The sequence below is a fragment of the Novosphingobium resinovorum genome, from assembly GCF_001742225.1.
GTDB classification, from domain to species: Bacteria; Pseudomonadota; Alphaproteobacteria; order Sphingomonadales; family Sphingomonadaceae; genus Novosphingobium; species Novosphingobium resinovorum_A.
Genome location: NZ_CP017075.1, coordinates 3,380,631 through 3,393,471, shown reverse-complemented (window position 1 = coordinate 3,393,471; position 12,841 = coordinate 3,380,631). Strand labels below are relative to the sequence as shown.

The window sequence follows — 12,841 nt, the reverse complement described above, 5'->3', positions numbered from 1 at the left end:
GGGCCTTCCCCTTCTAAAATCACTTCCCGCTGGTAACGAGGTCAACTTCGGTCAGCCCGCTGTCCAGCTTGCGCGCGTAGACCACGTAAGCCTTGCCGCCCTTGCTACCGCCTAGCACGCTGTCTCCACCGTCGATCTTGTACTCCGCGCCGTACCCCGCCCCCAGCGCCTTCGTATAATAAAAGCTCACTACGTCGCTGACGCTCACCGGCGTCGCGAAGTTGACCACGCGCAGCGCGCAGCCCTGACCGTCGATCCCGGCCGCTTCCTGCACCGCCCCGCGCGGATAGACCGGCAGTTCGGCGGGCAGCTTGGCCGCCCAGGTGTTGGAATACTGCACCTTGGCCGAGCAGTCCGCCTTGGCGACCTTCGCCTCCGCAGCGACTTGCGCGGCAGTGGCAGCCCCGGCAGCGAGCGCCGCGCCCCCGCCCTGCGCCGGACTAGGGGCGGGCTTGAGCGCGCCGCCGGCAAGCTGCGCCGCCTGCTTCTTGGCGGCGGCGATGGCCTCGGGCGTGCGGTCCTGCGCGGGGACGGTGATCCGGCGCCCTTCGGCGGAGACAGCCGCGCCCTGATCGCCCGCCATCTCGGGATCGACCATAATCTGGTCGCCGAGCGCGCCATTGAGCGCCGGATCGGTATCGGCCGGGTCCGGCTGCTTGTCGCCCGAGCCGCAGCCTGCAAGCATCATCGTGCCCATCAGGCTCAGAACGGTCATTCGGGCCAGAGTCTTCATCGTCGCGGTTCCTTCGGGTGCGGCAGCAAGGTCCTGCTACGCGCAATAGCTTAGGAAAACGCGAAAAGTCGCAAAGGTGCCAGCGGTGGAATCCCCTCGTCCCATTTCGGGATGGTCGGTGCGCCTTGCATTACAAACGCGGCACCGGCCCGCTGGGCATTTTCCAAACGAACGACGAGGGCGCCCGCACGAATGCGGACGCCCTCCCGCCCGAGCTGTTCAGGCCCGGACGGTTCCCCCGCAAGTCGCCGTACGTGCGGGGAAAGCTGTTCTGTCGAATGCCTTAGCGGCAGCGCGATCCGCCGCGATCGACCTCGCGGCCGAGCAGGGCACCGGCGGCCGCACCGAGCACGGTGCCGACAGTCCGGTCGCGGCCGCCGTCGATCTCGCGGCCCAGCAGCGCGCCGCCCGCACCGCCGATCAACAGGCCGGTGGTGCCGTTGCCCCGGCGGCAGTAGTAACGGCCGTCGTTGCCGCGCCACGAGCTGCGGCGATAGTCGTCGCGATAACGGTCGTCACGATAGCGATAGCTGTCACGGTTGCCGTAGCCGCGGCGATAATCCTCGCGCGAGTAACGATAGCGGTCGCGGCCATGCTCGTAGGTCTGCTCGCCCGGCGCGGTGAAACCGTTGCCGTAAGGGGCGATGGCGGCCGAAGCAGGCAGTGCGACGGTCAAGCTGGCAGCGGCTGCGGCGATGGCCGAGGCCTTGAAGAATGCGTTCATCTCAACTCTCCTCTTCTAAGGAAGCGAACCGGCCATCCGAGTCGATCCGCCTTACACATTCATCTTTAAGCCTTCGATTCTGAACGAACCGCAACGCGCCTGTCAGGATTTGATTTTGCGACGAGCCGTTGGCGCACAGGCGATGGAGCGAGTGGTTGCCCCCGTTCCGGCGCCCTTCTAAGGGGCATGCACGGCGGATACCCCCGACCGCCGGGAGAGATATGCAGCCGATGCCCGAGACAATGCCCCGCCAAATGCCCCGGCACTCGCCTTCCGTTTCCGGTCTGCTTCCGGCATTCGGCGCCTACGGCATCTGGTGCCTGTTCCCGCTCTACTTCGCGCTGTTGAAGGACGTCGCGCCGTTCGAGGTGGTCGTCTGGCGCCTGATGTGCACGCTGCCGTTCTGCCTCATCGCGGTCGCCGTGTTGCGGCAAGGCCCGGCACTGCGGGCGGCGCTGACCAACCCGCGCACCCTCGCCACGCTGGCGCTGAGCGGGTTCCTGATCGGCGCGAACTGGCTCATCTATGTCGTCGCGATCATGGAGGGCCACGTGCTCGCGGCTAGCCTAGGCTATTACATCAATCCGCTGATGAACATCCTTGCGGCGACGGTCTTCCTCAAGGAGAAGCTGACGCGGCGACAGTGGATCGCCGTGGCCCTCGCGACGATCGGCGTGGCGCTGCTGGCGAAGGGCGCTCTCGATACCTTGTGGATCAGCCTGATGCTGGCGCTGAGCTTCGCGTGCTACGGCCTGGCCCGCAAGCTCGCGCCGGTGGCCGCGCTGCCGGGCCTGACGGTGGAGACGCTGGTGCTGTTCGTGCCCGCGCTCGCCCTGATGTGGTGGCAGATGCAGGCGCCGGGCGGGCTGGCGATGGGCTCCTCGACGCGGATCAGCCTGCTGCTGCTCTGCGCCGGGCCGCTGACCGCGATCCCGCTGATGCTCTTCGCCACCGCCGCGCGCGCCCTGCCCTTCTCGGTGCTGGGCTTCATCCAGTTCGTGACGCCGACCGGGTTGTTCCTGATGAGCGTGTTCATCTTCCACGAGCCGCTGAGGCCGATCCAGCTGGTCTGCTTCGCCTTCATCTGGGCGGCCGTCGGCGTATTCTGCTGGGACATCCTGTCTCGCAGGAACTGATTGGCGGGGGCTTCGACAAGCTCAGCCTGAGCGGGGCCGGGAAGTTTTCACCACCCCCCGCTCACCCTGATCTTGTCGAAGGGCTCAGAGTGCCCCGGCGAACCGCAGCGCTTCGCCCTGTGCCTCGTTGGCGAGCTGGCCTTCCCACATCGCCGAGTGCCCGCGCACGATGGTGCCGACGACGCGGCCTTCCAGTTCCATCCCGGCGAAAGGCGTCCAGCCGCAGCGGCTCTCGCCCCATTCCTCGGTCACCGTGAAAGTGCCCTTGCGGTCGACCACGGTGAAGTCCGCGTCATAGCCCACCGCAATGCGGCCCTTGCCGACGAGACCGAACACGCGCTGCACCCCCGAAGAGGTCATGTCGATCAGCCGCTCCAGCGTCATGCGCCCCTTGGCGACATGGTCGAGCATCAGCGGCAGCAGGGTCTGTACGCCCGGCATCCCCGAGGGGCTGTTCGGATAGGTCTTGGCCTTTTCCTCGCGCGTGTGCGGCGCGTGGTCGGAGCCGATCACGTCGGGCACGCCCGCGCGCAGCCAGTGCCACAGCCCGTCGCGGTGCGCGGCCGAGCGGATCGGCGGGTTCATCTGCGCGAAGGTGCCGATCCTGGGATAGGCATCCTCGGCCGCCAGGGTCAGGTGCTGCGGGGTCACTTCGCAGGTCGCGACATCGCGGTGCTGCGCGATCAGTTCCAGCTCGGCCGGAGTGGTGATGTGAAGGATGTGGATCGGGCGGCGCGCCTCGCGGGCGAGGCGCAGGATGCGCTTCGTCGCCAGCATCGCGCTTTCGTCGTCACGCCATACCGGGTGGCTGGAGGGGTCGCCCTCCACCCGCAGGTCCTTGCGCGCGTTCATCCGCGCCTCGTCCTCGGCATGGATGGCGACGCGGCGACGGCCGTGGGCCAGCACGCGGGCGAGTTGCTCGTCCTCGGCCACCAGCAGGCTGCCGGTCGAGGCGCCCATGAAGATCTTGACGCCCGCCGTACCGGGAATGCGCTCGAGGTCTGCCAGCGCGACCGCATTGTCGGCCGTGGCGCCTACGTAGAACGCGTGATCGCAGTACATCCGGTGATGCGCGCGCTTCAGCTTGTCGAGAACGCGCTCCTCTGTATCGGTATTGGGATTGGTGTTGGGCATCTCGAACACCGCCGTGATGCCGCCCATCACCGCCGCGCGGCTGCCGGTCTCAAGGTCTTCCTTGTGTTCCAGCCCCGGCTCGCGGAAGTGGACCTGGCTGTCGATGACGCCGGGCAGCACGTCGAGCCCGGTGCAGTCGATCCGCTTCGCTGCGTCCGGGTAAGAGCCGACGCCGAGGATCTTGCCGTCACGCACCGCGACGTCGGCAACCACCGGGCCGCTCGGCGTATGGACGGTGCCGCCGGAAAGGACGAGTTCGGGTGCGGTTGCAGTCATCTGGGACGGCCTTTCTGCGGCAATTTCACGAAGAAGGCCGACCTAGGCCCCTCTCCCGCCGCTTTCAAGGCAATCCCGTCGAGGCGGCCGGTCAGGTCCTGAGGCGGCCCGCCAGCCCCGCCAGCACCTTGTCCTGCGCATCGAGCAGCGCGGCGACTTGCGCGCGGGCGTCGGCGATGGCCTTGACCTCGGGCGTTTCCTCGACCGGCGCCTTGTCGCGCGCGTCGGCATAAAGAACGTCGAGTTCGGCGAGCGCGGTCATGCCCGAGGAGCGGCTCGATTCGAGCTTTGCCAGGGCGACGCTGGCAACGCTCCACGAATCGCTGCCGGTGGAACCTGCCGCGGCACTCGCCCGCTCGGCGGCGGGGCGATTGGACTGGAACTGACGATCCGCCTGCTCCGCGATTTTCACGAGGCCGGCAAGGCGCGTGACGAGATCGGCGCTCGCTGGGGGCAGCGCCGGAGCAGCCTGCCCCGAATCTCCGGGCGCGGCGCTGGCGGTGCCGCTGACGCGCTCGACGTCGCGCTGCGCCAGCGAGGGATAGCCACCGGAAGACGAGCAAGCCGTCATGGCGAGGGAAAGAACGCCGCACAGGATGGCGGGGGCGGTCAAACGGACTTTCGCGCAGATCATCAGGCTGCCATAGCACGGCCGACGCGAAGCGGGAGAGGCTTTGGACCGCCGAAACGGCCCCAGTCACCACCAAGTCCTTGGTTGACACGAATCGGCCCATACCCTAACGGCACCCATCTTTCCGGCACCTCGCATCACGCGGGGCGGTCGGCACGTCGCCCGAAAAGTTCCATGGTCCTTCGGGACCTGAGCGGCCGGGGCAGGTTTGTTTCGGCTCGTTTCGGGCATTTTTGAGATTAGGTAAGGGCACCATGTTCGCAGTTGTGCGCACGGGCGGCAAGCAGTACCGGGTTGCCGCCGGAGACAAGATCGCGGTCGAGAAGCTGGCTGGTGAAGCCGGTGACAAGATCACCCTGGGTGACATCCTGCTCGCAGGCAAGGACGGCGAAGTCGCGGACATCGCGAACGTGACCGTCGCCGCCGAGATCATCGCCCAGGCGAAGAGCGAGAAGGTCGTGGTGTTCAAGAAGCGCCGCCGCCACAACTATCGCCGCAAGGCCGGCCACCGCCAGCAGATGACCCTGCTGCGCATCGTGTCCGTCGGCTGACCCCAGAATTCGGAGTAACCAGCAATGGCACATAAGAAAGCAGGCGGTTCGTCGCGTAACGGTCGCGACTCCGCAGGACGCCGCCTCGGCGTCAAGAAGTTCGGCGGTCAGGAAGTGATCGGCGGCAACATCATCGTCCGTCAGCGCGGCACCCGCGTGTACCCGGGCGTAAACGTCGGTCTTGGCAAGGACCACACCCTGTTCGCTCTCGCGGAAGGCCGCGTGCGCTTCCACGACGGCAAGCAGGGCCGCAAGTACGTCTCGGTAGACGTCATGGCGGAAGCCGCCGAGTAATCGGATGGTCTCTGTAAGGGCCATCCTGACGGGATGGCCCCGCTGATTCTCCCAGGAGAATCAGCAGAATGAGGGAGAGGGCCCCGCCCGTCTCCCTCTTTTCGTATCTCCCTCCAGCGTGTCCGGGAACCGACACGGCGACTTCGGGTTGCACCGCGCACGGTGCGGCGGCGATGGCGCGCGTCCCCTCGGATCTGTTGCGATTACCGCCTTGTAACCACGGGCGTAATTGCAGTGTCACGCCGGCCCGCTAAGCGCGCGCCGGGGGTTGGAGTAACGAAGATGTTCATTCGCAGCGAAAGGCTGTTCCTGCGCCCTGCCTGGCCGGAGGATCGCGACGAGCTGATGACCCGGATCGGCCATGAAGCCGTCGTGAGCAACCTCGCCCGCGTGCCCTGGCCCTATACGGCCGAGGACGCCCGCGCCTTCGTCGAAAAGCCGCAGGATCACCGCCTTCCCAGCTTCCTCGTCACCGCACCCGGTGCCGAAGGTGCCCGTATCGTCGGCGGCTGCGGCCTGTCGATGCTCGATGGCGAGGTCAACCTCGGCTACTGGATCACGCCCGACGAACAGGGGCGCGGCTATGCGACCGAGGCCGCCCGCACCCTGTTGTCGCTGACGCGCGCGCTTGGCCACGACCGCGTCGTGGCGCACCACTTCGTCGACAATGCCGCATCGGGCCGGGTGCTCGAGAAGGTCGGTTTCAGCCGCACAGGCCGTGTCGCCGAGCGTTTCAGCCGCGCACGGGGCTATGCCAGTCCCTCGCGCGAGCACGAGATCGTGTTCGAGAGCCCGGCCGATTGCGGCGGCGGCGATTCGATGAATCGCCGATGCGCGGCCTGATCCCTCCCATTAACCACTGAAAACGGCGCTAGGGGTAATCCCCTGGCGCCGTTGTCATATCCGGTTAACCGGCGCCTGCGACGATTTCATCGCTGATCGCGAAGGATTCGCACCAAACTGCGTGCATCTGCGCCGACTTGCGTGCATGATCCGAGTCGCAGGGCACTAGCACGACGGAGAACCGTGGAATGTTCGTCCGCACGGAGAGGTTGTTTTTGAGACCGGCATGGCCGGAAGACTTCGACGATCTTGTCGAGGCTCTTTCGGACGATGACGTTCAGCGCACTGTCGGCGTGGCTCCTTTGCCCCGTTCGGCGGAGGAACTGCGCATCTATCTGGACCGGCCGCGAGATCCGCGCCTTCCCCATTTCTTCATGTATCTGCGCGCGCCCGGCGGGCCGCAACTGGTCGGAAGTATAGGGTTGGGTCGGAGCGACAGCGCGCTCGGCGCCAAGGAGATCGAGGTCGGCTACTGGATCGTCCCGAGATATCGGGGTCGCGGCTATGCCGGAGAGGCCTTGCGCGCGGTGGTGAACCAGGCGCGCTCGCTCGGCCATCTGCGGGTCATCGCCAGCCACTTCGCCGACAGCCGGGGCACGCAGCAGGTGCTGGAAAGCGCCGGCTTCCACGATACCGGGCAGGTACGGTCGCGCTACAGCGCCTCGCGGGCGATGGAGCATCCGGCGCGCATCTACGTCGCCGATCTCGACCGGCGCCTGAGCCCGCGCATGGAGATGGCCGGAGCCGCCTGACAGGCTGCTCCGGTGCGTTGCCTCAGGCTTCTGCGGCAATCCACTTGGGCATGACGTCGGCCGGGATGTCCTCCACCCGCAAGTGGTCCACCGCGAGCCCCAGTTCGGGGTAGGCGGCGCGGCGGCGCTTCTCGTCCGAACGGGCCAGTGGCACCACCACGAGGCGGCGGTTGACCTTCTGGCGCCAGTTCATGCGCGCGGTGTTCTCCTGCCCGACGTAGCAGCCCTTGGTGAAGCTGACGCCGTGCAGGTCCGCCGCGTTGCATTCGAGCCAGAGCGTTTCGCCATCGCCCAGTTCCGCGCGGCCTTCGGGCACCCGCAGCGCCAGACGGTGGGCGCGCCAGGCGGCGTCTGCGCCGGTCTCTTCCTCGGCCGGATCGGTGGCATCGACCACCGCGACCCAGCGCTCGCCAAGGGCATGGAGGCGCGGGTCCGGCGCGGCGCCGTCGCCCGTGTGCGGCCGCCAGTGCACGGCGAGCCGGTCGTCGCGGGCAATGTCGATCGCCTTGCGCAGCCGGTACATCGACAGGCGCTTCACCAGCGCGTCGGCGACCTCGGCCTCGCAGTCGATGAGCAGCCCCTTGCCGCCCGGCCAGACGATGAAGTCGAACAGCGCCTTGCCCTGCGGCGTCAGCAGCCCCGTCCAGACCGGCAGGGTTCCGGCCACGTCCGAGGTCACGAGCCCCTGCAGGAAATCGACGACGTTCTCATTCGAATCGGGGCGCGGGGACAGCCGGATCACGGCGCGGTCGAACAGGCGGGTAGCGGTCATGCGCCCTAAGTGGAGCAGCCCGAACCGCCCCGCAAGACCCTCACTTGGTCGATGGACATTTCGCGAGACGTTCGCGCATTTCGTCGAGCACCCAGACGGCGGCCGGGCCGGGCCGGCTGTCCTTGCGCCACAGCGCCACGAGCGCGTAATCCAGCGCGGACCGCTCGGGCAGCTTCAGTTCCACGAGGGTGCCTGCCTCCAGGTCCGCCCTCACGGCATGGCGCGGCATCGAGCCCCAGCCGATGCCCTCCTTGAGCAGCGCATGTTTGGCGCCGAGGTCCGCCAGACGCCACGAGCGCGGGCTGAACACGGAGAAATCGCGCCCCTCCGTCAGCGGCGAACGGTCGGTCAGGACAAGTTGCAGGTGCTTGCGCGTCTCGCCCGGCTCGATCCGCTCGAACTTGGCGAGGGCGTGGTCGGGGGCGGCGACGGGAACCATCTCGACCGAGCCGATCGTCTCGCGCTCGATCTCCGCAAGGTCCATGATGTCCGGCCCGGCGATACCCAGCGTTGCGCGCCCGTCGAGCACCAGCGCGGCGACAGCGCCCAGCGCCTCAATGTGGAGGCGCAGCGGAACCGTCGGAAAACGCACCTGAAAGTCGCGCAACAGGCGGGCGAGCACGTTGCCCGGCACCATCACGTCCACCGCCAGCGACAGCTCCGCCTCCAGCCCCTGCCGCAGACTGCGGACCTTGGCGAGCAGGGCGTCGACGTCGTCGGAGATCGCGTGCGCCTCGGACAACAGCGCACGACCGGCCTCGGTCAGCTGCGGACGGCGCGAGCCTTCGCGGTCGAACAGGCGCACGTCGAGCTGGCTTTCGAGCTGGGCGATGGCGTAGCTGACCACCGAAATCGCGCGCCCAAGTCGCCTGGCGGCTGCATTGAAACTGCCCTCTTCCACCACGGCCAGAAAGCACCGCAAGTGATCGAGACTGGGCGGAACGACGTCGACCATTCAACTTTCCTGAATAATTCAGCCGAGTTTATCACAATTTCGCGATAGCCACGCAAGGGCTACATGGCACTCAACAGGGCCTTAACGGCACCTAACGCATACAAAGGAGTGCCCCATGATCGAACTGCGTCCCTTCGAGAGCATCGGCGCCGCCAATCACGGATGGCTCGATGCCCGCCACCATTTCTCCTTCGCCGACTACCATGATCCGGCGCGCACCAACTGGGGGCGCCTGCGGGTCTGGAACGACGACACCATCGCCGCCAGGTCCGGCTTCCCGCCGCACCCGCACCGCGACATGGAGATCGTCACTTATGTCCGCACCGGCGCGATCACGCACAAGGACAGCCTGGGCAACACCGGCCGCACCGGCGCGGGCGACGTCCAGGTGATGAGCGCCGGCACCGGCATCCAGCACTCGGAGTACAACCTCGAGGACGAGGCGACGACGCTGTTCCAGATCTGGATCATCCCAGACCGCCGCGGCGAGCAGCCGAGCTGGGGCGCCCGTCCTTTCCCCAAGGAGGACCGTTCGGGCCAGTTCGTGACCTTGGCAAGCGGCATCGCCGGGGACGACGACGCCCTCCACATCAACGCCGAGGCGCGCGTGCTGGGCGCGACGGTGAAGGCGGGCGACACGGTGACTTACGCCACCGACGCCGCGCGCCACAGCTACCTCGTCCCCGCCACCGGCCGCATCCGGGTCGGTGACGTGGAAGCCAATGCCCGCGACGGCGTGGCCATCACCGGGCTCGACACGATCACCGTGACCGCTCTCGAAGACGCGGAACTGGTGCTGGTGGACGCAGCCTGACATAGCGCAGGGGGGTGATTCGAAAGGATTGCCCCCCTGCTTGCGCACTCTCCCTAAGCCCTTAGCAGACAAGGACATATTTCGATGACCGGACGTATCGCCAATCCCAAGATCGAGAAGCTCATCGTCGACCGCTGGAGCCCCCGCGCCTTCGACGGCAGCGAGATGCCGCAGGAAGACCTCGACGCGATCCTCGAAGCCGGTGGCTGGGCGCCCTCGGCCTACAACGTGCAGCCCTGGACCTTCCTCTACGCCAAGAAGGGCGACGCGAACTGGGACCTGTTCCTGTCGGGCCTGATCGACTTCAACGCCGGCTGGGCCAAGGAAGCCTCGGCGATCGTCTATGTCGTCTCCGACAAGTTCTCGCGCTCGGACAAGGGCACTTTCGAGAACCACAGCCACAGCTTCGACGCCGGCGCCGCCTGGGTGCTCGCCGCGATCCAGGCGCAGGCGCTGGGCTACCACACCCACGGCATGACCGGCCTGAAGTTCGGCGAGGCCGAAGCCGCGCTCGGCATCCCGGAAGACCATCGCCTCGAAGCCGCCTTCGCCATCGGCAAGCAGGGTGACAAGTCGGTCCTGCCCGACTTCCTGCAGGAGCGCGAAGTCGCCAGCGACCGCAAGCCGCTGGCCGAGATCGCCAAGGCCGGCAAGTTCGCCTGATCCTTTCGGCGCCCGCACCCCTCCCCCCTCCAGTGCGGGCGCTCATCGGCCCGGTCCTCCCAACGGAGGGCCGGGCTTTTTGATTCGCCCAATGATCTTCCAGCCGCCCTGAAATCGCCTTGATCGCACGGCCTCCTGCTCTCCATGCCGATCGCCGACCTCCCGCCCGAACCGCCCGCGATCGCAGCGCCGCTGTTCGACCTTGCGCAGATGCCGCAGGACGGGACGGTCGATCTCCATGCCGTCAAGCCGCGCTGCCCGGTCGGCCGCCCCGGAGAAATCGTCGTCTGCGCGACCAACCCGGAAAAGGAGCGCCTGCGTCCGCTTCCCGATACTTACGAAACGCCGGACGGCCTGCCCCGCGCGCAGATGGGCCTGAGCGAAAACTCCTCGCTCGGCGTCGAGCTTGATTCGGCGACGCTGGGCAGCGGCCAAGTCAGCAACCGGGCGATGGTGCGCTACAAGCTGAAGTTCTGATAGCCCGCCTATCGCAATGCGAGGCAAATCCGGGCTCGTCACCCGCACCGCTCTGCGCCATAGCGCCGCCATGGTCCGGCACATTCATTCCCTGCGCCTCCACGCCCTCGGCCGTCTGGGCTGGGCGCGCGGCGCGATCGGCGCGGCGCTGGGGATCGCGCTTTCCGGCTTCGCGACATGGGCCCTGCTCGGCGGCCATCAGGCCCACGCCCTGCCCTTCCTCGTCGCGCCGCTGGGCGCCTCGGCGGTGCTGGTGTTCTGCGTTCCGGCGAGCCCTCTCGCGCAGCCGTGGTCGGTGATCGGCGGAGACCTGCTCTCGGCCGCGATCGGCATTTCGATCGGGCACCTGATCGGCAATCCGTGGCTGGGCGGGAGCATCGCGGTGGGGCTTGCCATCGCGGCGATGTCGGTGGCCCGCTGCCTCCATCCGCCGGGCGGTGCCTGCGCCCTGCTCTGCGCGCTCGGCGCGGGCGGGCAGGTGCCGTGGGACGCGACGCTGATGATCCCGATCGGCGCCAACGTGCTGGTGCTGTGCAGCTTCGGCTGGCTTTACAACAACTTCACCGGTCATGCCTGGCCGCATGTCGCGCCGCCCCCGCCGGTTCCCGTCTCCACGCGTGAGGACGTCGTCGCGGTGCTGGAGGAATGGGACGAAGTACTCGACGTGGACGTCGATGATCTCGACGCCTTCGTGCAGGCGGTGCTGCGACGCCGGGCGTCCTGACGCGAAAAGTCCCACCCCCCGGCCAGAAGGGTGGGACTCCCCGAACGTTCCGACGCAGTCTGCCTGAAGGGCTCCCAGCCCGGTGAACCAGATTCAGGCAGGCCCCGCGTCAGGTGAAGGCGACGATGATCGCGACCGCCAGGCCCCAGCACAGGATCAGCACGGGTAGCGTGAGAACCTGGACGGCCGCTTCGCCCGCCGTGAGCCTTCCGTTCAGAGTGTCGATGCCGCGTGCGGCAAGCTGGCCCCATGTTGGCGCGGCGGCATCGTTGTGGGGTTTCATCTTCACCCAGTACCCGGCCAGCCCGAACGCCATGAGGACGAACCCGGCGAAGATGCCCATCGGGATGGCCAGTTCCGGGTTCATGAACGTGGCGGCCATGACACCGATGAAGGCGAGGTAGAGCGCGACCGTGGCGACATAGAAGCCGGTCGGCAGGCCGAAGCTGCGGTCAACTCCAAAATGCATTGGCGTGCGGGCGGGAACGGCCGTGACCGTAGCCAGACCCTGAAGCTGCTGCCGGGTAAGACGTTGGGACATGATGCTGATCTCCTTGGGTGATCGGCATATGCGCGCCTTCGCGCCATGATTCGTTGATGCGGGTCAAAACCCCCGCCGGAGAGAAGAAATTTCGTCGTCCTGGACTTTATCCGGGACGACGGGGTCACCAGCGCGCGATATCCTCGAAGTCCTGCTCCCGCGGTTCGATCCAGCGCCATTGGCCGCCGGTCTTCTCGCGCTTCCAGAACCACGATTCGCTCTTGAGGTGGTCCATCGCGAAGTCCGCCGCCGCAAAGGCATCGCGCCGGTGCCGGGCAGCGGCGGCAACAAGCACGATCGGCTCGGCCGGGAGCATCACCCCGCTGCGGTGGATCACCAGCAGCCCGTCAAGCGCCCAGCGCCCGCGCACGCGCGTCGCCAGATCTTGCATCGCGGGCAGCGTCAGCGGGTTATAGTGCCGCAGTTCCAGCGCCTCGCAGCCCGCGCCCTCACGCACTTGCCCAAGGAAGCTGACGATCCCGCCCGCTTGCGGGTGCGCGGCGGTGAAGGCGCTCAGTTCCGCTGCCGGATCGAAGCCGGACGTCAGCAGGCGAACGTCGGACATGTCAGCCACCCGAAACCGGCGGCAGGAAGGCCAGTTCGTCGCCATCCGCCAGCACCACGCCGCCCTTTTCGGCGATCAGCGCGCCGTTGAGCGCCACTTTCACCCGGACACCGGCGACGGTCTCGACCAGTTCGGGCGCGCAATGCTCGGAGAGGTGAGCGAGCAGCCCCGCCCAGCCGAGCGGCACATCGACGCTGATGCCATCCGTCCCCGCCAGCTCCTCAAGCCGTCCGAGGAACACCAGTTTCGCGCTCAT

At 67.4% G+C, this 12,841-nt stretch carries 18 protein-coding genes; 9 read left to right on the top strand and 9 right to left on the bottom strand.

What is annotated here, in order from left to right; translation table 11 throughout:
• Window positions 1-19 precede the first annotated feature (19 nt).
• Both BES08_RS15835 and BES08_RS15830 read right to left on the bottom strand, forming a co-directional pair.
• Window positions 20-733 (bottom strand): hypothetical protein, encoded by a 714-nt coding sequence (locus BES08_RS15835; protein WP_008828930.1) that lies wholly within the window; start codon window positions 731-733, stop codon window positions 20-22.
• Between the two features lie 283 nt (window positions 734-1,016).
• On the bottom strand, window positions 1,017-1,457 hold the full coding sequence (locus tag BES08_RS15830) for a glycine zipper 2TM domain-containing protein (RefSeq protein WP_008828931.1): 441 nt from the start codon (window positions 1,455-1,457) through the stop codon (window positions 1,017-1,019).
• A gap of 221 nt (window positions 1,458-1,678) precedes the next feature.
• On the opposite strand from BES08_RS15830, the gene rarD reads away from it, so the two are divergent.
• Window positions 1,679-2,593, top strand: coding sequence for an EamA family transporter RarD (gene rarD / locus BES08_RS15825; protein WP_083274703.1), 915 nt, complete (start codon window positions 1,679-1,681; stop codon window positions 2,591-2,593).
• 84 nt (window positions 2,594-2,677) lie between these two features.
• Here the strand turns inward: rarD and BES08_RS15820 are convergent, their stop codons facing one another.
• A complete protein-coding gene (locus tag BES08_RS15820; RefSeq protein ID WP_069708873.1) occupies window positions 2,678-4,003 on the bottom strand; it encodes a dihydroorotase in 1,326 nt (441 codons plus the stop codon).
• Between the two features lie 91 nt (window positions 4,004-4,094).
• Window positions 4,095-4,616 (bottom strand): hypothetical protein, encoded by a 522-nt coding sequence (locus BES08_RS15815; protein ID WP_231958055.1) that lies wholly within the window; start codon window positions 4,614-4,616, stop codon window positions 4,095-4,097.
• Window positions 4,617-4,888: 272 nt separating this feature from the next.
• On the opposite strand from BES08_RS15815, the gene rplU reads away from it, so the two are divergent.
• The 4 genes from rplU to BES08_RS15795 all read left to right on the top strand — a co-directional run bounded on the left by rplU (window position 4,889) and on the right by BES08_RS15795 (window position 7,074).
• Window positions 4,889-5,185, top strand: coding sequence for a 50S ribosomal protein L21 (rplU, locus tag BES08_RS15810; RefSeq protein WP_008828935.1), 297 nt, complete (start codon window positions 4,889-4,891; stop codon window positions 5,183-5,185).
• Between the two features lie 24 nt (window positions 5,186-5,209).
• Window positions 5,210-5,479: a 50S ribosomal protein L27 gene (gene rpmA, locus BES08_RS15805; RefSeq protein WP_008828936.1), complete on the top strand. Its 270-nt coding sequence runs from the start codon at window positions 5,210-5,212 to the stop codon at window positions 5,477-5,479.
• 282 nt (window positions 5,480-5,761) lie between these two features.
• Complete coding sequence (locus BES08_RS15800) at window positions 5,762-6,322, top strand: GNAT family N-acetyltransferase (protein ID WP_069708872.1); 561 nt, start codon at window positions 5,762-5,764, stop codon at window positions 6,320-6,322.
• 188 nt (window positions 6,323-6,510) lie between these two features.
• Window positions 6,511-7,074 (top strand): GNAT family N-acetyltransferase, encoded by a 564-nt coding sequence (locus BES08_RS15795; protein WP_008830645.1) that lies wholly within the window; start codon window positions 6,511-6,513, stop codon window positions 7,072-7,074.
• A gap of 22 nt (window positions 7,075-7,096) precedes the next feature.
• Here the strand turns inward: BES08_RS15795 and ygfZ are convergent, their stop codons facing one another.
• Both ygfZ and BES08_RS15785 read right to left on the bottom strand, forming a co-directional pair.
• Window positions 7,097-7,846 (bottom strand): CAF17-like 4Fe-4S cluster assembly/insertion protein YgfZ, encoded by a 750-nt coding sequence (gene ygfZ / locus BES08_RS15790; RefSeq protein WP_008830644.1) that lies wholly within the window; start codon window positions 7,844-7,846, stop codon window positions 7,097-7,099.
• A gap of 40 nt (window positions 7,847-7,886) precedes the next feature.
• Entirely contained in the window at window positions 7,887-8,801 is a 915-nt protein-coding gene (locus BES08_RS15785) for a LysR family transcriptional regulator (protein ID WP_008830643.1), read from the bottom strand.
• A 115-nt stretch (window positions 8,802-8,916) separates the two neighbouring features.
• On the opposite strand from BES08_RS15785, the gene BES08_RS15780 reads away from it, so the two are divergent.
• The 4 genes from BES08_RS15780 (at window position 8,917) to BES08_RS15765 (ending at window position 11,479) form a co-directional block, all read left to right on the top strand.
• Window positions 8,917-9,615 (top strand): pirin family protein, encoded by a 699-nt coding sequence (locus tag BES08_RS15780; protein ID WP_008830642.1) that lies wholly within the window; start codon window positions 8,917-8,919, stop codon window positions 9,613-9,615.
• An 84-nt stretch (window positions 9,616-9,699) separates the two neighbouring features.
• Window positions 9,700-10,278, top strand: a complete 579-nt coding sequence (locus BES08_RS15775; RefSeq protein ID WP_008830641.1) for a nitroreductase family protein — start codon at window positions 9,700-9,702, stop codon at window positions 10,276-10,278.
• A gap of 144 nt (window positions 10,279-10,422) precedes the next feature.
• Window positions 10,423-10,755, top strand: a complete 333-nt coding sequence (locus tag BES08_RS15770) for a hypothetical protein (RefSeq protein WP_069708871.1) — start codon at window positions 10,423-10,425, stop codon at window positions 10,753-10,755.
• Window positions 10,756-10,771: 16 nt separating this feature from the next.
• Window positions 10,772-11,479: an HPP family protein gene (locus tag BES08_RS15765; protein WP_008830639.1), complete on the top strand. Its 708-nt coding sequence runs from the start codon at window positions 10,772-10,774 to the stop codon at window positions 11,477-11,479.
• Between the two features lie 109 nt (window positions 11,480-11,588).
• Here the strand turns inward: BES08_RS15765 and BES08_RS15760 are convergent, their stop codons facing one another.
• The 3 genes from BES08_RS15760 to BES08_RS15750 all read right to left on the bottom strand — a co-directional run bounded on the left by BES08_RS15760 (window position 11,589) and on the right by BES08_RS15750 (window position 12,841).
• A complete protein-coding gene (locus BES08_RS15760) occupies window positions 11,589-12,020 on the bottom strand; it encodes a hypothetical protein (protein WP_069708870.1) in 432 nt (143 codons plus the stop codon).
• 124 nt (window positions 12,021-12,144) lie between these two features.
• Complete coding sequence (locus BES08_RS15755; RefSeq protein ID WP_069708869.1) at window positions 12,145-12,585, bottom strand: molybdenum cofactor biosynthesis protein MoaE; 441 nt, start codon at window positions 12,583-12,585, stop codon at window positions 12,145-12,147.
• 1 nt (window position 12,586) lies between these two features.
• Window positions 12,587-12,841 (bottom strand): MoaD/ThiS family protein, encoded by a 255-nt coding sequence (locus BES08_RS15750; protein ID WP_069708868.1) that lies wholly within the window; start codon window positions 12,839-12,841, stop codon window positions 12,587-12,589.